The 21,613-nt window shown below is 33.2% G+C and carries 19 protein-coding genes; 13 read left to right on the forward strand and 6 right to left on the reverse strand.

Annotated features, from left to right (window positions below; translation table 11 throughout):
- Positions 1-70 precede the first annotated feature (70 nt).
- Complete coding sequence (locus ACFQ1Q_RS07850; protein ID WP_386129659.1) at positions 71-1,318, reverse strand: type IX secretion system plug protein; 1,248 nt, start codon at positions 1,316-1,318, stop codon at positions 71-73.
- Between the two features lie 279 nt (positions 1,319-1,597).
- Between ACFQ1Q_RS07850 and ACFQ1Q_RS07855 the strand changes: the two genes are divergently transcribed.
- Genes ACFQ1Q_RS07855 through nqrF form a run of 6 tightly spaced genes read left to right on the forward strand, consistent with a single transcriptional unit; the run spans position 1,598 to position 7,698 of the window.
- Entirely contained in the window at positions 1,598-2,950 is a 1,353-nt protein-coding gene (locus ACFQ1Q_RS07855) for a Na(+)-translocating NADH-quinone reductase subunit A (RefSeq protein WP_386129661.1), read from the forward strand.
- Positions 2,950-4,158 (forward strand): NADH:ubiquinone reductase (Na(+)-transporting) subunit B, encoded by a 1,209-nt coding sequence (locus ACFQ1Q_RS07860; protein WP_386129663.1) that lies wholly within the window; start codon positions 2,950-2,952, stop codon positions 4,156-4,158. The genes ACFQ1Q_RS07855 and ACFQ1Q_RS07860 overlap by 1 nt, the downstream gene beginning before the upstream one ends.
- A 2-nt stretch (positions 4,159-4,160) precedes the next feature.
- Entirely contained in the window at positions 4,161-4,970 is an 810-nt protein-coding gene (locus ACFQ1Q_RS07865; protein WP_386129665.1) for a Na(+)-translocating NADH-quinone reductase subunit C, read from the forward strand.
- 1 nt (position 4,971) lies between these two features.
- Positions 4,972-5,616 carry an NADH:ubiquinone reductase (Na(+)-transporting) subunit D gene (locus ACFQ1Q_RS07870; RefSeq protein ID WP_386129667.1) on the forward strand — a complete coding sequence of 215 codons (645 nt, stop codon included), beginning with the start codon at positions 4,972-4,974 and terminating at the stop codon, positions 5,614-5,616.
- A gap of 34 nt (positions 5,617-5,650) precedes the next feature.
- On the forward strand, positions 5,651-6,382 hold the full coding sequence (gene nqrE, locus ACFQ1Q_RS07875; protein WP_386129669.1) for an NADH:ubiquinone reductase (Na(+)-transporting) subunit E: 732 nt from the start codon (positions 5,651-5,653) through the stop codon (positions 6,380-6,382).
- Between the two features lie 2 nt (positions 6,383-6,384).
- Positions 6,385-7,698 carry an NADH:ubiquinone reductase (Na(+)-transporting) subunit F gene (nqrF, locus tag ACFQ1Q_RS07880; protein WP_386129671.1) on the forward strand — a complete coding sequence of 438 codons (1,314 nt, stop codon included), beginning with the start codon at positions 6,385-6,387 and terminating at the stop codon, positions 7,696-7,698.
- Positions 7,699-7,797: 99 nt separating this feature from the next.
- On the opposite strand, the gene ACFQ1Q_RS07885 is transcribed toward nqrF, so the two are convergent.
- Genes ACFQ1Q_RS07885 through ACFQ1Q_RS07895 form a run of 3 tightly spaced genes read right to left on the reverse strand, consistent with a single transcriptional unit; the run spans position 7,798 to position 10,127 of the window.
- Positions 7,798-8,250: a Na(+)-translocating NADH-quinone reductase subunit F gene (locus tag ACFQ1Q_RS07885; protein WP_386129673.1), complete on the reverse strand. Its 453-nt coding sequence runs from the start codon at positions 8,248-8,250 to the stop codon at positions 7,798-7,800.
- A 50-nt stretch (positions 8,251-8,300) separates the two neighbouring features.
- A complete protein-coding gene (locus tag ACFQ1Q_RS07890) occupies positions 8,301-8,675 on the reverse strand; it encodes a cupin domain-containing protein (RefSeq protein ID WP_386129675.1) in 375 nt (124 codons plus the stop codon).
- 12 nt (positions 8,676-8,687) lie between these two features.
- On the reverse strand, positions 8,688-10,127 hold the full coding sequence (locus ACFQ1Q_RS07895; protein WP_386129677.1) for an SLC13 family permease: 1,440 nt from the start codon (positions 10,125-10,127) through the stop codon (positions 8,688-8,690).
- Positions 10,128-10,159: 32 nt separating this feature from the next.
- Here ACFQ1Q_RS07895 and ACFQ1Q_RS07900 point away from each other — a divergent pair, with 32 nt between their 5' ends.
- The 7 genes from ACFQ1Q_RS07900 to ACFQ1Q_RS07930 all read left to right on the forward strand — a co-directional run bounded on the left by ACFQ1Q_RS07900 (position 10,160) and on the right by ACFQ1Q_RS07930 (position 19,967).
- Positions 10,160-11,044, forward strand: a complete 885-nt coding sequence (locus tag ACFQ1Q_RS07900) for a DUF4846 domain-containing protein (protein WP_386129679.1) — start codon at positions 10,160-10,162, stop codon at positions 11,042-11,044.
- Entirely contained in the window at positions 11,044-11,421 is a 378-nt protein-coding gene (locus tag ACFQ1Q_RS07905) for a Na(+)-translocating NADH-quinone reductase subunit F (protein WP_386129681.1), read from the forward strand. The genes ACFQ1Q_RS07900 and ACFQ1Q_RS07905 overlap by 1 nt, the downstream gene beginning before the upstream one ends.
- Position 11,422: 1 nt before the next feature.
- Positions 11,423-12,418, forward strand: a complete 996-nt coding sequence (locus ACFQ1Q_RS07910; protein ID WP_386129683.1) for an FAD:protein FMN transferase — start codon at positions 11,423-11,425, stop codon at positions 12,416-12,418.
- Positions 12,419-12,519: 101 nt separating this feature from the next.
- On the forward strand, positions 12,520-15,420 hold the full coding sequence (locus ACFQ1Q_RS07915) for a sensor histidine kinase (RefSeq protein WP_386129685.1): 2,901 nt from the start codon (positions 12,520-12,522) through the stop codon (positions 15,418-15,420).
- Positions 15,421-15,457: 37 nt separating this feature from the next.
- The gene (locus ACFQ1Q_RS07920) at positions 15,458-16,213 is read left to right on the forward strand and encodes a LytR/AlgR family response regulator transcription factor (RefSeq protein WP_386129687.1); all 756 of its coding nucleotides are present in this window, start codon (positions 15,458-15,460) and stop codon (positions 16,211-16,213) included.
- A 104-nt stretch (positions 16,214-16,317) separates the two neighbouring features.
- Complete coding sequence (locus tag ACFQ1Q_RS07925) at positions 16,318-18,948, forward strand: T9SS type A sorting domain-containing protein (protein ID WP_386129689.1); 2,631 nt, start codon at positions 16,318-16,320, stop codon at positions 18,946-18,948.
- Between the two features lie 155 nt (positions 18,949-19,103).
- Complete coding sequence (locus tag ACFQ1Q_RS07930) at positions 19,104-19,967, forward strand: hypothetical protein (RefSeq protein WP_386129691.1); 864 nt, start codon at positions 19,104-19,106, stop codon at positions 19,965-19,967.
- Positions 19,968-20,009: 42 nt separating this feature from the next.
- Here ACFQ1Q_RS07930 and ACFQ1Q_RS07935 read toward each other — a convergent pair whose 3' ends face one another.
- Together ACFQ1Q_RS07935 and map are read right to left on the reverse strand one after the other, a co-directional pair.
- The gene (locus tag ACFQ1Q_RS07935; RefSeq protein ID WP_386129693.1) at positions 20,010-20,774 is read right to left on the reverse strand and encodes a class I SAM-dependent methyltransferase; all 765 of its coding nucleotides are present in this window, start codon (positions 20,772-20,774) and stop codon (positions 20,010-20,012) included.
- Positions 20,774-21,592 (reverse strand): type I methionyl aminopeptidase, encoded by an 819-nt coding sequence (map, locus tag ACFQ1Q_RS07940; RefSeq protein ID WP_386129695.1) that lies wholly within the window; start codon positions 21,590-21,592, stop codon positions 20,774-20,776. The genes ACFQ1Q_RS07935 and map overlap by 1 nt, the downstream gene beginning before the upstream one ends.
- Positions 21,593-21,613: the final 21 nt, after the last annotated feature.

Consider the following 21,613-nt stretch of genomic DNA (forward strand, 5'->3'; position numbering starts at 1 on the left):
TAAAACAATGAATTAATTGTCTTATAAAAACGAAGATACTTACAATATTTGTGTCAAAAAAACTTGAAAATTAATTTGTTATTCGCTCAGAGTCTGCTTCACCAAAACCGATGAGTCTATCGAACCGTGCGCCTAAATCCCGATAATAAACCAAAACTTTGTAATTGTTTTCGGTTTGCCAAAAGTTTCCACTTATGTCGCCTTCATTGAGATTTCCATCTAAATCTACAGTGACAAATTTGTAGTTATAAAAACCTTGTTTAAGTTTAAGGATAGTTTCGTATTGGTTTGCTTCCCGATTGTAAACCATGCGAGTCATATTTTCAACTTCAAAATTGTTGAAGTTACCGTAAACATGGACATCTTTATCGGGCATTTCGTCTGCTAAAAGTGTAAAGTGTACCATTGTATAATCGGCATCAGTATCCACATTGTCCACGTCTATGGCATTGATTAAAAAATTACCATTGATATCAGGATTCCATGTGTAAGGTCTATTGTAACGAGGAATTTGCTTAAATAAGTAGGTATGGTATAAATCTTTTAAATCTATAAACTGAATCCCGATAGTTGCAGCACGCTCGTTTTTGCTTTCAAAAAATAAATATTCATTTCCTGCCCAAAAAGAAGCTTTGTTATCATAGCGATAAATCAATTCTTGACCCGTTAAAAATTGAGGTTTAAGGTCGGTAATTGCTGTTTTCAAATTGTTATTTTGAATAATTTTAATCTTAACCGTTTCAAGCGGATTATTGAGATTTATGTTGCTTGTATTTATTTTTACATTTACAATTTGCTTTGTTTCTATGGTTTCAAAATTACGTGTACGCTTTGGTTGAACACCAACATTGACAACGTTTTCAACAATCATAAATTTTCTTGAAAACATGACTTCGCCATAATCATCAAATATGGTAATCATGTAATTACCAGACTTTGTTAATCCTTTGGTTTGAATATTTGGAATGGCCAAATCATAGTGCGAATAAATTTGAAACGTGTTTTGCGAGTTGAGGTAATTTAGGATTCTAACATTATCTACACCTTGAAGATATTCGCCTTTAACCAATTGTGAGGGTTTCCAATCAAAATCAAAATGTTCAATTTTATAATAGAAATCTTCTTCGTTACCATTAAGCGCATCAAACTCTAAAGAAAAAGGCTGGCCAAGTCGCAAAACAGGAAGCTGAGCTTGGTTTGTTCCGCCTTTGAAGACTATAGTTTTTATAAAGTCTGGAGGTAAAATTTCTTCGGCTTGAGAAAAAACTAAAAAACTTTGCGATGCTATTAAAACGAATAAAAGAAATCTTTTAATCATGTTTTTATTTGATTTGTTATTACAAAGATAATCAATTTCTATGCCCTAAATATTTCTTGTGATTTTCCTAAGAATTGTTCAAGATACCTTAGTTTTTTTTCTATTTATTAAGTGAGAAGTTAAACAAAAAATGTAAAATTTTTGTTAAGATAAATTTTGAATTAAATATTATTATTTAGAATAATTATAAATAAAATCAAGAGAAAAATAATAGCTATTAATTTGCTCTTTTAATTCGTATTTTTGCACCGATTTTTTAGATAACTAATCTTAAGACATATGTCCAAAGACATTAGAATAAAAAAGGGTTTAGATATAAAACTTGTAGGTGAAGCTGAAAAGACCACCGAAAGTGCTATAATTAGCAATACTTACACTGTTAGACCCGAAGATTTTCACAGCATTACTCCAAAATTAGTTGCCAAAGAAGGTGCTAAGGTAAAAGCTGGTGAAACCTTGTTTTACAACAAAGACAATGAGGCTATGAAGTTTGTTTCTCCAGTTTCTGGTGAAGTAACCGAGGTTGAACGTGGTGAGCGTCGACGTATCATGGCAATTAAAATTACTGCAGATAAGCAACAAACTTATGTGGAGCATTCTAAATTAGACTCAAGCGCTAATGCAGATGCTATTAAAGCACATTTATTAGCATCGGGCTGTTGGGCTTTTATCAAGCAAAGACCGTATGATGTAGTTGCAAATCCGAACAACGCGCCAAGAGATATTTTTGTTTCAGGTTATGCATCAGCACCTTTGGCTGCAGATTTGGATTATACTTTAGCAGGAAAAGAAGCCGAGTTGCAAGCTGCACTTTCGGCTTTAGCAAAATTGACTGAAGGAAATGTCCATGTCGCTATTCCAAAAAACAAGACATCGATTTTTTCTGATTTAAATGACATTACTACACATCAAGTGTCTGGTCCACATCCATCAGGAAATGTTGGTACATTAATAAATAAAGTGGCACCAGTTAATAAGGGTGAAACTGTTTGGACAATAAGCGCACAAGATTTAGTCATCATTGGTGAGTTATTATTAACTGGTAAGTTTAATGCAGAACGAATTATTGCTTTGGCAGGTTCATCAGTTAAAAAACCACGATATTTTAAAACTAAAATTGGTGCTGAGGTTGCAACAATGGTTTACGATAATGGTGTTGATAAAGATGGAAATGATAGAATTATTTCTGGAAATGTTCTAACAGGGAAAGAAGTAAAGCCAGACGGAAACTTAGATTATTACAGTAATGTAATAACAGTTATTCCTGAAGGAGATGATTACGAATTTTTTGGATGGAATAAGCCAGTTTTCGATAAAGTGTCAACATCAAGAGCTTTAACATTTTCTTGGTTAACACCAAATAAGAAGTTTGATTTAGATACAAACACAAACGGTGAGCATCGTGCTTTTGTAATTACAGGTAGTTACGAAGAAGTGTTTCCTTTAGATATTTATCCATTGCAAATTTTAAAAGCTTGTATGTATAAAGATTTAGATGAAATGGAAGCACTTGGTATGTACGAGGTTGCACCAGAAGATTTTGCATTGACAGAATTTATTTGTGTGTCTAAACAACCACATCAAAAAATAATTAGAGAAGGATTAGACTTAATGCTTAAAGAGATAGGATAATGGGTTTAAAACAAAAATTACACAACTTAAAAGAAAAGTACAAAGGCAAAAAAATGGCTCCGGCATTTAATGCATTACATACTTTTTTATACTTGCCAAACGAGACCACTCATAATGGTACTCACGTTAAGGCAGCAGACGATTTAAAACGTACCATGAATACGGTAATTATAGCTTTAATACCATGTTTAATATTTGGTATGTTTAACGCTGGTTACCAGCATTATTTAGCACAAGGCTTAATTGATAGCGCAGACGGTTTTCTTGGAGCTTCTTTCTGGACATTAGACAACTTTTTAGTTGGTGTTTGGCAAGTTTTACCATTGGTAATTGTATCATACGGCGTTGGTTTAGCAGTAGAATTTCTTTTTGCAGTAATAAAAGGTCACGAGGTTGAAGAAGGTTACTTGGTAACGGGAATGCTAGTGCCTTTAATTGTTCCTGTTGATATTCCATTATGGATGTTAGCGGTTGCTGTTGTGTTTGGTGTAGTTATAGGTAAAGAAGTCTTTGGAGGAACTGGAATGAATATTTTAAATCCAGCATTGACGATTAGAGCATTTTTATTCTTTGCATATCCAACTTGGATGTCAGGAGATAAAGTTTGGGTTCACGGAGCAACTGCTGCGGCAGGTACTCCAGATGCATACTCTGGTGAAACAATTTTAGGTGCTTATGCACAAAACAGTTCATTAGCTGGTATTGATTATTGGGACATGTTTTGGGGACTTATTCCTGGTTCTGTTGGCGAAACGTCAAAGTTTTTAATTGTAATTGGCGCGTTATTTTTAATCTTCACTAAGGTTGGAAGCTGGAGAATTATCCTTTCAACATTAATAGGAGCTTTAGCAATGGGCTTAATATTTAACGGTGTTGTAGATGCTGGCTGGATTGGCGAATCAAGTAAGTTTTATGGATTAATGAGTGTGCCTTTCTGGCAACATTTAATCATAGGTAGTATCTTGTTTGGTGCTGTTTACATGGCAACTGACCCAGTAACAGCCTCGCAAACCAATAAAGGAAAATGGATTTATGGTTTCTTAATTGGATTTATTTCAATAATGATTCGTGTATTTAATCCAGCATATCCAGAAGGTGTATTCTTAGCCATTTTATTAATGAATGTGTTTGCGCCAACAATTGACCATTATGTGGTTCAGGCTAATGTGAAACGCAGAATGAAACGTGTAAAAGTTAAAACAGCATAATTATGGCAGTTAACACAGATAAAAATTCGTACACAATAATCTTTGCAGTTGCAATGGTTTTAGTTGTGGGTTCTTTATTAGCCTTTACAGCTTCGGTTTTAAAGCCTAATATCGACGAAAATCAGCGTATTGAGAAGCAACAAAATATCCTTTACGCCATGGGCGTAAATGAAAATGAAGGTACTGGAGATATCACATTTGTATCAACAGATAAAGTTGCAGATGATTTTTCTACAAACATTTCTAAGCAAATCGTTTTAGAATCTAAAGATGGTAAAATCATAAACGAATATACTCGAGATGAGTTTATGAACTCTGAAGATGCTGATAAAGGTATTGAGCCATACCTAATTGATATTAAAAAACAACAAGCTAGAGCAAAAGAAGGAAAGTCTAGATATCTACCTTTATTTGTTGGTCAACAAAATGGAGAACAAGTATATGTTGCGCCAATTTACGGTAAAGGTTTATGGGATGCTATTTGGGGCTTTGTGGCAGTTGATAAAGACATGGTTGTTAAGGGTACTTTTTTTGATCATAAAGGTGAAACTCCAGGACTTGGAGCAAACATAAAGCAGCGTTATTTTATGGATGATTTCTACGGAGAGCGTTTGTTAACAGAAGCAGGTGTGTTTAAAGGTATCACGGTAGCAAAAGGAAATAACGATCCTAAAAATGAAATCAAAGACGATTACGAAGTTGACGCTTTAGCAGGTGCAACTATCACAGGTGATGGCGTCTCTGCGATGATAAAAAAGGATTTAAAATTGTATTTGCCTTACTTCAATAATTTAAAATCAAAAACTAACTAGTATGGGAATTTTATCAAAAAAAGATACGAAGTTAATTACTGATCCATTAACAGATAATAACCCAATTACTATCCAAGTTTTAGGGATTTGTTCAGCTTTAGCAATTACAGCAGAGCTTAAGGCATCTTTAGTAATGGGTATCGCAGTATTATTTGTATTAGGAGTAGGTAATGTGGTTATTTCTCTAATGAGAAATATTATTCCTTCAAAAATTAGAATTATCGTTCAACTTATTGTTGTTGCAACATTAGTAATTATCGTAGACCAAGTGCTAAAAGCTTTTGCTTTTGAATTAAGTAAAACACTTTCTGTATTTATTGGATTAATTATTACTAACTGTATAATTATGGGGCGTTTTGAAGCATTTGCTTTAGGAAACGGACCATGGAAATCATTTTTAGATGGAATTGGTAACGCTTTAGGTTATGCAGTAATTTTAATAATCGTGGGTTTCTTTAGAGAGTTATTAGGTTCTGGTACATTATTCGGAGTTCCTGTTTTAGGTGACCCAATTGAAAAAACAGGAGTGTACTCAACAGGTTATGAGAACAACGGGTTTATGCTAATGCCACCAATGGCCTTAATTATTGTTGGACTTATTATTTGGGTACAGCGCAGTAGAAACAAAGATTTAATCGAAGACTAATATTCTTTAAAAAAAGAATTTAAAATAAAAGACAATGATAGAACACATCGAATTATTTTTCAAGTCGATTTTTATAGATAACATGGTTTTTGCCGTGTTCTTAGGTATGTGCTCATATTTAGCTGTATCAAAGAAAGTAGCAACAGCAGTTGGATTAGGTGCTGCCGTAATTTTTGTATTGGCAATTACTGTTCCTTTAAACTGGTTATTAGACCAATATTTATTACAACCTGGCGCACTAAAATGGTTAGGAGCAGAGTATGCAGATTACGACTTAAGTTTCCTTTCTTTCATTATGTTTATTGCAACAATTGCAACGATGGTACAATTAGTAGAAATTGTTGTTGAAAAATTTTCACCATCATTATACAATTCACTCGGTATTTTCTTACCATTAATCGCAGTAAACTGTGCCATTTTAGGTGGTTCGTTATTTATGCAATCTCGTGAGATTGAAACTTTAGGACTGGCATTTAATTACGGAGTGTCTTCTGGTATCGGATGGTTTTTAGCCATTTTGGCAATTGCTGCTATTCGTGAAAAAATTAGATACTCAAGTGTACCAGCTCCTTTAAGAGGTTTAGGGATTACATTTATCATCACCGGACTAATGGGTATTGGATTTTTAAGTTTTGGTGGAATGTTAACAGGAGGCGATGAAGAAGGTGAACCAGCAAAGGATACTACAGCACAAGTTGAATCGATTGAAAATACTGATGAAGCTAAAAAATTAGCTGAGGCAAAAAACACTAAAACTATAGACTAAGTATGATTTTAGCAGCAGGAACAACGGGAACAGTAATAGCAACAGTTGCAGCGTTTTTATTAATTACGCTGATATTAGTGAGTTTGTTATTATTTGTGAAGCAGAAATTATCACCATCTGGTCCAGTAAAGATTAAGATTAATGGTGAACGTGAAATAGAAGTCGCTTCTGGAGGCACATTACTTTCAACATTAGGAAGTAACAAAATTTTCTTACCATCCGCTTGTGGTGGTGGTGGAACGTGTATTCAATGCGAATGTCACGTTCTTGAAGGTGGCGGTGAAGCGTTACCAACAGAAACTCCACATTTTTCTCGAAAAGAGTTAAAAGAAGGCGCGCGTTTGTCTTGCCAAGTTAAGGTAAAGCAAGACATGGAAATTACTATTCCAGAAGAAGTATTTGGGATTAAGAAATGGGAAGCAACCGTTGTACGTAATTATAATGTAGCAACATTTATCAAGGAATTTGTTGTTGAGATTCCAGAAGATATGAATTATAAGGCTGGTGGATATATTCAGATTGAAATTCCTGAATGTGAAATCAAGTATGAAAATATGGATATCACAGCACATCCAACAGACCATCCAGGTGAACCAGAAAAATTTAAAAAAGACTGGGATAAGTTTGGTCTTTGGCCATTAGTCATGAAGAATGACGAAACCATTGAGCGTGCATATTCAATGGCGTCTTATCCAGCAGAAGGGCGTGAAATTATGTTAAACGTACGTATTGCAACGCCGCCATGGGACAGAGCTAAAAATCAATGGATGGACGTTAATCCAGGTATTGCTTCTTCTTATATTTTTGCACAAAAACCAGGCGATAAAGTAACCATTTCAGGACCTTATGGAGAGTTCTTTATCAACGAGTCAGATAGCGAAATGCTTTACGTTGGTGGTGGAGCAGGAATGGCACCAATGCGTTCGCACTTATATGAGTTGTTTAAGACTATTAAAACAGGTCGTAAAGTAACCTATTGGTATGGTGGACGTTCTAAAGCCGAATTATTCTACATCCACTATTTTAGAGATTTAGAGAAAGACTTTCCAAACTTCAAGTTTTACATGGCATTATCTGAGCCACTAGAGTCTGATAACTGGAAGGTTAAGAAAAATATACATGACGAAGAAGGTGATGGTTTCATAGGATTCATTCACAACTGTGTAATTGATAACTACTTGAAACATCATGAAGCACCAGAAGATATTGAATTGTATTTCTGTGGACCGCCATTAATGAATCAAGCTGTTCAGAAAATGGGTGAAGATTTTGGTATCCCAGATGAACACATCAGGTTTGATGACTTTGGAGGATAAACTCTAAATGTTTTCATACTGAACTTGTTTCAGTGTCTTATCAAAAACAAAAAGCCAATGCTAATGCATCGGCTTTTTTGTATTTATGACGTTCTGATTTTATAATACTAACTCGTATTTAGGTTTGTCATCTTCATACTCAAATAATTTTGAGTAATCCATTATGTTTGCAATACCTTCTAATCTGCATAGGTGCGAGATAACGGCCGTAAGCGCCTTAAAAAGAACATCTTTGTCGGTAATATTATTTGGTCTTCCATTTTTATGATGCAATGGTAATTTATAGCCGCAAGCTTTCAAAAAAATAGATTCAATAGTTAATAATTCTAAAGGTGTATACCCATTAAATCGACGGCCCAAATTTTGATGAAATTTACCAATATAGTTTAACTCTATAGAGCCATGGTCATCAGATAAATATTTCCAACTTTCGGTATTGTTTAGAATGTTTCCAACAGCACACTGTTTACAACATTCCGGATTTAAGGTATTGTTATGAAATGCTAAGTACAATTTTTCAATAGCATTTTCAAAACGATTTAAAGTTTTCATAGATTTTTCTTTTTCGGAGTATTAAGATACAAAAAACTTAAAAACAAATTTTATTTGTATCCCATAATTAAAAAAACCGCGATGCTATCGCCTATATTTAAAACTTCATGCGTGGTTATTTCGTCATTTGAAAATGAATATCCACTCGGCACGTTTACTTCTTTTATGCCTTTGGCGTCTTTAATTCTAAATTTACTTCCACTAATGGTATATCCTATATGTGGATTATGGTAGTGTAACTCATGCCCAACATTAGGTGGAAACGTACATTTTAAGACCCTTAATTCTTTGCTTTCTTCTAATATTTCGCATACGTTTTTGCCTTCCCAACCAGCTTCTAATGGGTCTGGTAATTGATGGTTATTATTACAATTAAAAAGAAAAATTAAAATAAAAAGTATTAGATATCTAGAAGTCTGTATCATGTTTTTTTTCATTTAAAAAATCAAGGGCATTATATACTCAAACATAAGTAGTAATAAAACTACCGAAATGAAATTTAAAATAAGACCAGCTCTTGCCATTTCTTTTACTTTGATAAATCCACTTGCAAAAACAATAGCGTTTGGTGGTGTTGCCATTGGTAGCATAAAAGCACAGCTACTTGCTATTACAACAGGTATTAAAAGTTGCAACAAAGGAATTTCTAAACCTATTGCAATACCGGCAATAACTGGTGCTAAAACTGCAGTGAGCGCCACGTTGCTCATTAACTCGGTCATAAAAAGCATTAATAAAATGAGTAAAAAAGCTGTAAATAAGATACCGATTTCGGCTTTAGAAATGGATGCTGCAACAACATCAACAATTCCGCTAATAGACATACCTTTGGCGAGCGCCAAGCCACCACCAAATAATATTAAAATACCCCAAGCAAGATTTTTAGTGTCTTCCCATTTCAGGATAAAATCTCCCTTTTGTAAGTTATGCGGAAAAGCAAAAAGTGCAATAGCTCCAAAAATACTAATCATAGTATCAGTAAGGCCAAGCTTCGGAAATATACTGTTAATGAAACTTCTAAAAATCCATAAAGAAACAACAATAATAAAAACAATAAGTACATGTTTTTCTCTTGAATTTAGTCGCCCTAACTTATCTAATTCGCACTGAATTACAGAAGCCGAAGTACCAAATTGCAAATCGCTACAAGGAAATAAAATTTTTACTAAAACCAAATAAACGATTACCACCAATAAAACTGAAAGCGGCAGACCAAAAGTCATCCATTTTGCAAATGATATTTGAATGCTATACTCATTTTCAAGTAAACCAATTAAAACAGAATTTGGAGGTGTGCCGATTACTGTTGCAATTCCGCCAGCATTTGCAGAAAACGCAATGCCAAGCATAACGCTTAATGCGAAATTTTTATCATGTTTTGTAAAACCATCATCATCATTTATTAATAATTGAATCACGGACATTGCAATTGGAAGCATAACCACAGTGCTCGCTGTATTGCTTATCCACATACTCATAAATGCAGTAGCAATCATAAATCCTAAAATAACTTTATTTGGTGTTGTACCTGTTTTTCTTATAATATTTAAAGCTATCCGTTTGTGGAGATTTACTTTCTCTAAAGCCAATGCCAATATAAAACCACCAAAAAATAAGAACACAATTCTGCTTCCATAATTAGCACCAACATCGTCCATTGGCATAATTTTTAAAAGTGGAAATATTAGTAATGGCAACAACGCAGTTACAGAAATAGAAACGGCCTCAGTAATCCACCAAATGACCATCCATAATGCGGTAGCTATTACCGAATCTGCTGTTTCCGAAATGAGTTCTAATGGTAAAAATTGAATCGCTAAAAATAGCAATGGACCTAATAATAGACCAATACGTTTTGATATGGAATAATGTTTCATGCGATTAAAAATAGAGATTAAATACGAAAGGTATGACTAACCACGTTTTCTTATTGATGAAAAAAACACTTCTCTTTATTTTTTTGGCAGCTGCTATTTTAGTATTTGCTTTGCAGTTTAAGCCAATTAAGCAAACCGTTACCGCTGTTGTTACAAATCCAAGTTATTTAAATAAAAACGGAAATACCATTGTTAAAAGAGTATTTGTGCCAGATAATTATAAGCGAGTTGTATACGATTCCTCTTCGTTTCAAAACTTTATAAGAGAGCAAAAATTAAAGCCTTTTGGAGCAAAAGTGATTAGTTATGATGGTAAACCGTATTTCTATCAGCTTGGTCATGCAGGTGTTTTAGAGGTCGATGTACCAAGTAATGGTTTACAACAATGCGCAGATGCTTTAATAAGATTACGAAGTGAATTTCTTTGGCAAACCAATCAGAAAAGTAAAATAGGATTTAATTTTACAAGTGGTCATCACTGCTCATGGAATAAATATGCTAAAGGGTATCGGCCAAAAATTAATGGAAATAAAGTCACGTTTCATAAAACCGCTTCAGCAAATCATTCAAAAGCCAATTTTTACAACTACCTAAACCTAATTTATACCTATTCAGGTACGAGTTCTCTTGATGCTGAATTAATAGAAATAAAAAATATTTCAACTCTAAAAATTGGCGATATGCTTATACTTGGTGGCTTTCCAGGTCATGTAATTATGATTGCTGATATTGTTGAAAACGAAAATGGAGAACGTCTCTTTTTGCTCATTCAAGGCAATACTCCTGCGCAGAGTATTCATTTGCTTAAAAATTTAGATGATAGCACCATTTCGCCTTGGTATAAACTGCAATTAAATTCGGAAATATCTGTGCCAGGTTTTACCTTTGCAAACTCAAAGTTTGTGAGATTTAAGTAATGAGTAAACCACTAAATAAACAAGAACTACATAATCTAGCCATGAACCACGTAGGAAAGGATTTAGAGGCGTGTGGTTTTGAGTTTGTGGCTGTTAATAGCAAACTTAAAAAACATCCACAATTTGTCTGTATTGACAAAAATAAACAATGGTTTTTTGTAATTGTAAGGGCTGTTTTGTTACCAGATAACCCTAATAACTATGACATTGTCTGGATGGAAACTTTTAAACAGCACGCTTTCGAAAAAAATGTGAAAGTACTTTATGCTGGTGTTGGTTTAGGAAACCCTAATGGCGAAAATTTACCTATCTATCTCAATGAAGAATATCTTATTGAATACAATGGCATCCAAGTTATAGATGTTAATCTTAATTAATATGAAAAAAATAATTATTCTCTTTGTACTTACATTAGTTGTAGCCTCATGTAAAAATGAGCAAACAAAACAATCTGACACCGTTAGATTAATTAAAACTGACGGACCAGTATTTGGTACAGGTTATAATATTAGATATTATGCAAAAGAGGAATACCAAAAACAATTCGACAGTTTGTTTGCAGTAATTAATCAATCACTATCTACTTACATTCCAAATTCAGACATTTCAAAATGGAATAGAAACGAAACAGTTAATGTAGACGAGCATTTTAAAACCGTATTTAATACTTCAAAAAAAATCTTTAAAGAATCTAAAGGTGTTTTTGACCCTACAATTGGTAATGTCGTAAATGCTTGGAATTTTGGTCCTGATGAAAACAAATTTTTAACTGATAGCGCAACTATTATAGAACTTATGACGCATGTTGGTTTTGATCGTGTAAAAATGCTGCCAACAAAATTCATTCGGCCAGATAAGGCTTATTTAGACTTCAATGCCATAGCAAAAGGTTACGGTATTGATGTTATAGCAGATTTTTTAGAAACTAACGGCGTTTATAATTATTTGGTAGATGTTGGTGGTGATTTACGCGCCAATGGAACAAACTTAGACGAAAAAAGAGGTTGGACAGTTGGCGTGGAAGACCCAAATTTTGATGGGTCAAAATCCTACTCAAAAGTTATTACATTAGAAGGTAAAGGCATGGCAACATCTGGCACTTACAGAAAATTTAAGGTTGATGATTATGGAAACCGATATGCGCATATTATTAATACAAAAACAGGTTACCCGACCAAAACAAATGTATTAAGTGTTTCTGTAATTGCACCAAATGCTATGTTGGCAGATGGCTATGCAACAACGTTTCAGGCCATGGGAGTTGACGGAACAACAGCTTTTCTAGAAACACATCCAGAGCTTCAAGTCTATTTTATTTACTTAGACGAAAAAAATGAACTGCAGACTTTGAGCCTAAACGGATTTCCAGAATAGACTTTTAATATAGTTATTCACAAGTAAAAGCTTACTGTTTACTAAAATTAAGGATTTTCAAAATTTTATAAATTGTATTTTTGATAACAATTTTTATTTTCTTGAAAAGGCCATTACATCTATTATTACCTCTTTTCCTTTTTGCTTTAAATGTTTCAGCACAAGAGCCAGTTTCCATTCATTTAACTGAAGAAAATGGCTTGCCCGATGTAGAGTTTTATTCTATGTTAGAGGATAACGAAGGCTACATGTGGTTAGCTGCAAATAAAGGGTTGTTTAGATATGACGGAAAAGAATTTAAGGCTTATACAAATCTGAATAAACGTGGCCGTTCTTTTTTTAATTTAAAGCTTGATAAGTACGGAAATGTATGGTGCAATAATATTGCTGGACAGTTTTTTAGGGTGAAAAATGATTCACTTCAATTGTTTTTAGACTTTAAAGATGAACTTAACGGCGCATTACCAGATTATATTTTTTTTAAAAACAATTTAGTTTTTAAGGCGAGGAATAAATTTTTTTTTATTGATTTAGTTACAAAGCAAAAAAAGGTTAAAGTTGGTTTTAAGTACGGCACAAATATAGGTTTCGTTAATAAAAACAACAATTTTGTTTCGTTAGATTCTACTCTAAATTTTCAAATCAGAAAAAGTATTGATAGCCTCACTACCTTTAGTTTTCCTGAATATTCAAATGAAATAAAGGATGATAAATTAGGATTTACATCTTTTTATAAATACAAGACTTTAGATGTGTTGTTGTTTCAAAATAAATACAATTTTAAAAAAAAGTTATTTCTATTTGAAAGTAAGCGCTTAACAAACATCAATTTACCAGAACAATTTTCAAGTTTTTATATACATCAGATTTTCATTGACAACAATTATTGGTTTTTTTCTACTACGAAAGGTGTTTTTAAATGTGTAATTAGAAATCAAAATCTTCATATAATTCAGCATTATTTTTCGGAAGAGAATGTTACTGCCACAGTAAAAGATTTTAATAATAACCTTTGGTTTTCTACCTTAAATAATGGTGTTTTTGTTGTGCCAAATGAGAATATCATCTCATATTCAAAATTTCAAGATGTTACGGCTCTAGAGAAAAAAAATGACTCTGTAGTTTATGTTGGTGAACTTAATGGCAAGTTATCGGAGCTATCTCTTAATTCTTCAATTAAAACGAGACATTCTTTGTCATCTAATAGTGTCGTAAGACAATTGCACTACGATGATGAAAAACTATTTTACGCTTCAGACCAAAACACATATTTATATAACGAAATAACTAATTTTAAAACCCCTTATCAGCAGTTTGCAGCTCTGAAATCAGTTGATAAAATTTCTGATACATCTTATGTCATTGGAAAGAATTATGAGTCTAGTATATTGAATAAAAATTCTGAGATTGTTTTAGAAAAAAAAAGAGCTTACAAAGCGATATATTCAGAACGAAATAAGTCAATTTTATTAAGTTCCGTAAACGGATTGGATAAGTATGATTATCCTTCGCTTGACAAACAGCCAATATATTACGATAACAAATCGATTTATGCTTTTGACTTAACCGAAACTAAAAATGGAATTTTTTGGGCGGCAACTTACAGTCAAGGTGTTTTTGGAATTAAAGATGGTAAAGTTATTAAGCATCTTAAAACCGAAAATGGTTTGGCATCTAACACGACCAGTAAAATTGCGGCTGATGGCAGCAACCTTTGGATTGCAACAGACTTAGGTTTGCAATTTTATAATTCAGATTTAAACACATTTCAGACTTTATCTCGGTTAAACGGATTAAACTCTTTTAATATTAATCAACTTGAAGTATTAAAAAACCATGTGGTTTTTTCATCAAATTTAGGTTTGTTTTCACTTCAAAAAGACAACGTTTTTCAAGATAAACAAATTCCAAAAGTTGAAATTACATCAGTTACATTAAACGAAACGCCAACGATTTTAGAAGACAGTTACACACTGAAGCAGACCGAGAGCGAAATTGCTATTTCATTTCATAGTAAAGGTTTTCAGTCTGACAAAACAATCGATTATTATTACAAATTATATGGTTTTGATGAAAACTACAAAATGGTTAATGACGCGTCTCAAGAAGTGAAATATAATAGTTTACCAGCCGGAAATTTTACGTTTAAGGTAAAGGCCAAAAATAAATTTGCCAATAATTTTTCTCAACCTGCATTTCTGAAAATTAATGTTGTACTGCCATTTTATAAAACATGGTGGTTTTGGGCGTTGGTATTTAGTGTTGCGGTGGTATTAGTGATTTGGTATTTTAAAAAACAAACCAATAGGCTTAAGAAAGAACAACAAATAGAATTAGAAAAGGCTAAAATAAGTAAGGATCTAGTGTTTTCTCAGCTCGAAAATTTAAGAAGCCAGATGAATCCGCATTTTATTTTTAATGCGTTAAACTCTATACAAGATTATATAATTACAAACGAAAAAAAGCTAGCAAGGCAATATTTGGTGCGTTTTAGTAGATTAATCCGTACCTATTTAGAGCATAGCCAAAAAAATAGAGTGTCACTTTCAGAAGAGTTAAATGCGCTTAATCTCTATTTACAACTCGAAAAGGACCGTTTCGAAGATGATTTTGAATTTGAGATTTCAGTCGATAAACAACTAAACACAGATGAGATATTTTTGCCTTCGTTGTTTATTCAGCCTTATGTCGAAAATGCTCTTAAACATGGTCTATTGCATAAAAGTGAAAATAAAAACCTAAAAATATCTTTTGTAAAGAAAGAATCAGAAGGATTACTGATTTGCAAAATACGAGATAACGGAATTGGTAGAGAAGCTTCAGCAAAAATTAAGGCAAAACGGCAAAAGGACCATAGATCGTTTGCTACGTCAGCAAATCAAAAGCGGATAGATCTTCTCAACAAATCTGGAGATAAAAGATTTAAGGTTGAAATTATTGATTTAAAGGACACAAACAATCAATCATTAGGAACAGAAGTTGTGCTTCAAATTCCTATGTAAGCTATTACAGTTTGCATTAGTCAAAAAAATATAAGTTATGAAGGTATTAATAGTCGATGACGAAAATAGAGCCAGGCGAGTTTTAAGCACTATTATAAGTGATACACGAGATGATATTTCGCAAATTCTTGAAGCTTCAAATTTAATTGAAGCTGTAAAAATTATTAAATCTCAGAAGCCTAAAATTGTATTTCTCGATGTAGAAATGCCACAACACAGCGGCCTAGAAATTCTCGAATTTTTTAAAGGCGAAGTGATAGATTTTCAAATCATATTTACAACAGCCTATGGCCAATATGCTATAGAAGCTTTTAGATTATCTGCAGTAGATTATTTGTTGAAACCCATCGATGAAGACGAGTTAAATAAGGCGGTTAATAAAGCGACTAAAGCTATAGCCGAAGAAAATATTACGCATAAGCTCGAAAATTTAGAAAAAGCCTTTCAGCAATTATCTTTAAACAAAATAGCTCTTGAGGTGCCAAAAGGTATCATCTTTGCATCTCATGACGATATTTTATTTTTTGAAGCTGATGGTGTTTACACCAAAGTACATTTAGCAGACGGAAAGTCTGAGCTGATATGCAAAACGCTTAAACATTTCACAGACCAGCTAAGTGATAAGCCCTTGTTTTACAAACCACATCGTAGTTACTTGATAAATCTAAAATTCATGAACGAAGTCGTTAAAAAAGACGGTTTGCAAGTCATAATGAAAAATCAGAAATCCATACCGATTGCTCGAGACAGAAAAGAAGAATTTATGCAAATGGTAAATCGGGTTTTTAACTAGTTACGGTTTACAAGTAAAATCTTACAGTTCACTAAATAATAATTAATGCAACCTTAATTGGGTTGCATTTTTGTTTTCAATATAAATTAATTCAATTTTTTATTATGAAAATACGATTACTTTTTGCATTCTCATTTATTCTTAATTTCCTTTATACGCAAGCACCAACAGATTATATTGGAAGATACAATTTTGACAATGGTAGTTTAGCAGATGAAGCAAATGGAATTGGAAATTTAAACAATCCATCTGGACAGCCTAGTAATTATTCTGTCACAACAGGTTGGGATAACACTGCTAATAGCGCTATTGACGTAGTTAATGTTTTATTTACCACTGGTGCTTTTCCCCAAATAGCACAAGAGTATTCTTATTCATTTTGGTTAAACACTACATCAAATATTTCTAGCGATAGAGATATATTTAAGCGACTCAATAATAACCAAGGAGTTGGTACTTTTATGCAGTCAGGCGGTATAACCATTCAATTAGAAAATGGAAAAGTAAAAGGTTATGTTAGACCAGTACAAAATAATACTGGCGGTATTTTGGCTTCTGCTGAAACAAATGTTATTGCAGATGGTAATTGGCATCATATTGTTATAACAGTAAAACAAGTTACTAATGGTAATTTAATTGGATGGGAAATAGAAGCATTTCAAGATGGTGTTTCGATTTCCTCCGCTCAAACAAATTTTTATTTTTCTTCTCAAAATCCAAGTATAACAACATCTAACCAGCCATTATTTGTTGGTTCTAACGTTCAATCTTTTATTGGGATTATAGACGATATAAGAATATTTGACAGAGGACTATCCTTGCAAGAGGTTATCGAAACTCAAAATGACCCAGGAGTTGTTATTTTTTCTGATGCGAATTTTAAATCTTGGTTTGTAAATAATAATTTGATAAATACAAATGGCAGTAGCGAAATTGAATTTGCAGAGGCAGTTGCTTACACAGGTACTGTTGTGACACCAAATCTTGGTGTGTTAGATATTTTAGGTATTGAAGAATTCCCAAATATTACAGGTATTGATGTTTCAAACAATCAAATAAGTTCTGCGGATTTTTCAAAAAATATAAGTTTGACATCTGTTGATGTTTCAAATAATTCTTTGACGTTTTTTAATCTTAAAAACAATAATAATACAGCAATTGTAACATACAATTCAGTTGGGAATCCAAATTTAACTTGTGTGTTGGTCGATTACTTCAATTATTCAAATAATAATTGGACCTCGAAAGACTCACAAACAAATTTTTCGACAACGTGTAGCAATTCGCAAATATATGTTGATGCTGATGCTACGGGTGCCAACGATGGAACTAGCTGGATAAATGCATATACTAATTTGGCTACAGCGCTATCAAACAATCCTAATTCTAAATTCTGGGTGGCTCAAGGTATATATAAGGCATCATCTAATGATAGGACATTGTCTTTTGATTTAACAGCAAGCCAAGAAATTTATGGTGGATTTGATGGCACTGAGATTGATTTATCTCAGCGAGACATAGATGCAAATGAAACCATTCTTTCTGGTGATATTAATGGAACCGACGATAGTGTTTTGCAGTTCAATACATCGGCTTATGGAGATAACACATATCAAATTATAAATATTGTAGGAGACAATGTGGTTTTAGATGGAATTACTATTAAGGGCGGTAATGCAAACGCAGCAGGTTTTAGGACAGGAGCAGCTATAAATATTAGTCAAACTGTTAAAAATGTTGAATTTAATAGATTATTAATAGAGGATAATCGTGTTAATGATGCTGGTGTTGTGTATTTTAATCAAACTTCAGCGCAAACAGGTGACTATAATTACAATTTTACCAATTGTATTTTTAGAAACAACTTAGGCAGATTTGCTACAGTATATTATGCATCCAATCCAAGAACTTCAGGTACAATAAAAACTACTTTTACAAACTGTTTGTTTTATGATAATGTTGTAGCTGACGTTCCAGCTTATAATCAAGGAACAAATACTTTGTTTTGGTTTAGAACAGATGTTGCAACTACTCAAATAGGAGAATTTATTAATTGTACTATATCAAGTAACGACTTCAATGCTACAAACAATTCAGCTAGTGTAATATCTGCTTCTAGGATTGGTGGAACCTGTACTGCTAGATTATATAATAGCGTTCTTTGGGATAATAAGCGCGCTAGTGATGGCAATGAGCATAGCACTATAGGTGGTTTTGGTTCGCAAAGTGTTGGTAATAGAATTGTAAGAAATAGTATAGCGCCTAGTTTTAGTTCTGGTATAGCGCAAAACTCTAGTACAGCAGACCCATTGCTAGCTGTGTTTCCAGATAAGTATAAATATCGCATTGGTAATGCATCATCTCCAGCTATAGATTTTGGAGATAATACTTATTTGCCAGCTTCCGCCGTAGGTGATTTATTAAATAACAATAGAATCTTTAATTCAATTGTTGATGCTGGTGCCTATGAGTTCGGGGCAATGTCATTATCATCTTCTGATTCTGAAGCACAAATAGTTGATGTAAAGCTATATCCAAACCCAACATCAAACATCCTAAACATCAAAACCAACAACCAACAAATTAAGCAAATAGCAATCTATGATATATTAGGTAAGCAAGTTTTAAGAGCTAATAACTCAAACATAAATGTCTCTCATCTTAAATCTGGAATTTACATACTTAAAGCAAAAACAACCTTGGGGCAAGTTGTAAAGCGCTTTATCAAGCAGTAATCAGTTTTATTTAGTTTTAGTTTTGAAGAAAGAGCATCAGAAATGGTGCTCTTTTTCGGTTTACTAAAAGAATCTTACGCTTCACTAAATCACTAAATATTTAGCTCTAAAATTGAAAGATATTTGCATCATATTAATCTTTCAATATTATTAAAATGAAGACTTTTTTAAAACTTAGTATTTATCTTTTTACGTTATTTTCTTTTGCTCAAACGTCTTTTTTTGAAACTTTAAATTCTCATGGAGCAGATGCAGAATATCTTAATTTTGGTCAAGTTTATATTAACGACGATGGTAAGCAACAAGTAAATTCAGGTAAACCGCAAAAAACAACTATTGATTTAAATGAGTTTATGGGACTGCCTGCTGGTATTAAAGTGTTTTCGCACTTTGAAGGTAAAGAACCTATAAGACGTTATAATTATGATGCTACAAAAGAAACAGTAATAGATTTTATTGGTTTTCCAAATACTTCTATGTTACATCATGGCGGATATAACAGAGGGTTTGTTGCCATAGATAACTATGTATTTTTTCTCGAAGGTATCTCTAAAGACAAACTAGATTTTAGAGAAATATCGCGTGCATACGTTCTTGTGGGCACAAAAAATGCATCCTCGGAAACAAAAAAGAAAAAGAAGAAAAAGTTTGGTAAGTTTTTAGGTAAACTTAAAGATGCTACAATTAATCAAGGGCGTACAAACACAAATGCTCAACCAGAAGGCCCTGAATATGATGCTTTGATGTCTCACGATGTTAGAGAAATGATTAAGTCTTATTTAAAAACCATGAAAGCCAAGCAAGATACATACGAATTAACGGAAAAAGATAAAGCTGATTTAGCAACGATAAAAAACGCAGGAAAAGATTACGATAAAATGGTACAAGACAAAAATAATGCTTATTGGAATAGTGCCGAAGGTCAAGAAGTGTTACGCCGTCGTCGTAAAGCTAATGCCCATATGGAAACATGCCAAAAACACAAGGAAGTGTGTGGTTCTGCTTGGCATTGGTGGTAATTATTTAATGAGAAAGAAAGGAGCAGCAAACGTTGCTCTTTTTTATTTATAAACCACAGGAATTATTTCGCCATTGGCTAGACAATATTTTTCAATTTCTTTTTTTGAAAGTTGAGATGTATAATCGACTTCGTCAACCTTAAACCCAACGGAGCGAAGCTTGTTAAAATAATCTCTGCCATAAACGCGAACGTGGTCGTATTGTCCAAATATTTTTGCACGTTCAGCTTTATTAATTATTGTATCGTCTTCAAAAGTAACGTCACGATTTAAATCTTGTGGAATTTGAAAAATGCCCCAACCACCAGGCTTTATTACGCGATACAACTCTTGCATGGCTTTAGTATCATCTGGTATATGTTCTAAAACATGATTACATAGAATAATATCGTAACTGTTATCTTCAAACGGAAGATTGCAAATATCTGCTTTTACATCTGCAATTGGTGATAACAAATCTGTGGTTGTGTAATCTAAGTTTTTCAGTTTTCTAAAACGTTTTAAGAAGCATTGTTCAGGTGCAAAATGGAGGACTTTTTTTTCTGCTTTAAAGAAATTTGTTTCATTTTGTAAATACAACCATAATAATCGATGACGTTCTAAACTTAATGTAGAAGGTGATAGTACGTTATTTCTTTGGTTTCCATAGCCATAGGGTAAAAATGATTTAAAACTCTTACCATCAATAGGGTCTGTAAAGTTATTTCCTTTTAAAAAGAAGGCTAATATTGGTCGAGCTATATAGCTCAGCCTAATCAATAACGGTCTTGGTATTGTGTTTAATATGAATTTAAAAATACGCTTCATTAAAGCACGAAAGCTTTTTTTCTAAATTCGTCTTCCTCATTACTTTCAATTCCCAAAGCTTCATAAATATAGGCAAAGGTTGATAGCAATTCTGGCTTACCATCTACAATAGCTACATCGTGCTCAAAATGTGCACTCGGCTTGTTATCTTGTGTGGTAATTGTCCAACCGTCACGATGTTGTTTTATGCGATGTGTACCAAGATTTATCATAGGTTCAATGGCTACAACCATACCTTCAATAAATTTTTTTCCACGACCACGCTTGCCGTAGTTTGGCATTTCTGGGTCTTCGTGCATTTTGCGTCCTAAGCCATGACCAACCAATTCTCTTACAACACCATAACCGTGTGCTTCGCAATGTTTTTGTATAGCAAAACCTACATCACCAACACGATTACCAAGTTTAAATTCACGAATACCTACGTACAAGGATTCTTTAGTAACATCAAGAAGTTTTTGAGTTTCAGGAGCAATTTCACCAATAGCAAAAGTATAGGCATGGTCACCGTAAAAATCATTTTTTATTGCTCCACAATCTATGGAAATAATATCACCTTCAACTAAAGGCGTATCATTAGGAATTCCATGAACTACTTGTGAGTTTGGACTCATGCAAAGTGTATTAGGAAAATCGTACAATCCTAAAAACCCAGGGATTGCACCTTGGTCTCTTATACATTCTTCAGCAATTTTGTCTAATTCTAATGATGTTACACCTGGTTTAACTGCTTTTGCAACTTCTCCAAGTGTTTTTGAAACTACGAGAGCAGCTTCGCGCATTAATTCTATTTCTTCTTTTGTTTTTACAACAATCATTTTAAAGGGTATTGAGGCGCA

The organism is Winogradskyella litorisediminis, assembly GCF_042675765.1.
GTDB lineage: Bacteria > Bacteroidota > Bacteroidia > Flavobacteriales > Flavobacteriaceae > Winogradskyella > Winogradskyella litorisediminis.

What these genes read in the sequence shown, in the direction of transcription:
- ACFQ1Q_RS07850 (WP_386129659.1), bottom strand. Translation starts at nt 1,318, where the DNA reads ATGATTAAAAGATTTCTTTTATTCGTTTTAATAGCATCGCAAAGTTTT.
- ACFQ1Q_RS07855 (WP_386129661.1), top strand. Translation starts at nt 1,598, where the DNA reads ATGTCCAAAGACATTAGAATAAAAAAGGGTTTAGATATAAAACTTGTA.
- ACFQ1Q_RS07860 (WP_386129663.1), top strand. Translation starts at nt 2,950, where the DNA reads ATGGGTTTAAAACAAAAATTACACAACTTAAAAGAAAAGTACAAAGGC.
- ACFQ1Q_RS07865 (WP_386129665.1), top strand. Translation starts at nt 4,161, where the DNA reads ATGGCAGTTAACACAGATAAAAATTCGTACACAATAATCTTTGCAGTT.
- ACFQ1Q_RS07870 (WP_386129667.1), top strand. Translation starts at nt 4,972, where the DNA reads ATGGGAATTTTATCAAAAAAAGATACGAAGTTAATTACTGATCCATTA.
- nqrE (WP_386129669.1), top strand. Translation starts at nt 5,651, where the DNA reads ATGATAGAACACATCGAATTATTTTTCAAGTCGATTTTTATAGATAAC.
- nqrF (WP_386129671.1), top strand. Translation starts at nt 6,385, where the DNA reads ATGATTTTAGCAGCAGGAACAACGGGAACAGTAATAGCAACAGTTGCA.
- ACFQ1Q_RS07885 (WP_386129673.1), bottom strand. Translation starts at nt 8,250, where the DNA reads ATGAAAACTTTAAATCGTTTTGAAAATGCTATTGAAAAATTGTACTTA.
- ACFQ1Q_RS07890 (WP_386129675.1), bottom strand. Translation starts at nt 8,675, where the DNA reads ATGATACAGACTTCTAGATATCTAATACTTTTTATTTTAATTTTTCTT.
- ACFQ1Q_RS07895 (WP_386129677.1), bottom strand. Translation starts at nt 10,127, where the DNA reads ATGAAACATTATTCCATATCAAAACGTATTGGTCTATTATTAGGTCCA.
- ACFQ1Q_RS07900 (WP_386129679.1), top strand. Translation starts at nt 10,160, where the DNA reads ATGACTAACCACGTTTTCTTATTGATGAAAAAAACACTTCTCTTTATT.
- ACFQ1Q_RS07905 (WP_386129681.1), top strand. Translation starts at nt 11,044, where the DNA reads ATGAGTAAACCACTAAATAAACAAGAACTACATAATCTAGCCATGAAC.
- ACFQ1Q_RS07910 (WP_386129683.1), top strand. Translation starts at nt 11,423, where the DNA reads ATGAAAAAAATAATTATTCTCTTTGTACTTACATTAGTTGTAGCCTCA.
- ACFQ1Q_RS07920 (WP_386129687.1), top strand. Translation starts at nt 15,458, where the DNA reads ATGAAGGTATTAATAGTCGATGACGAAAATAGAGCCAGGCGAGTTTTA.
- ACFQ1Q_RS07925 (WP_386129689.1), top strand. Translation starts at nt 16,318, where the DNA reads ATGAAAATACGATTACTTTTTGCATTCTCATTTATTCTTAATTTCCTT.
- ACFQ1Q_RS07930 (WP_386129691.1), top strand. Translation starts at nt 19,104, where the DNA reads ATGAAGACTTTTTTAAAACTTAGTATTTATCTTTTTACGTTATTTTCT.
- ACFQ1Q_RS07935 (WP_386129693.1), bottom strand. Translation starts at nt 20,774, where the DNA reads ATGAAGCGTATTTTTAAATTCATATTAAACACAATACCAAGACCGTTA.
- map (WP_386129695.1), bottom strand. Translation starts at nt 21,592, where the DNA reads ATGATTGTTGTAAAAACAAAAGAAGAAATAGAATTAATGCGCGAAGCT.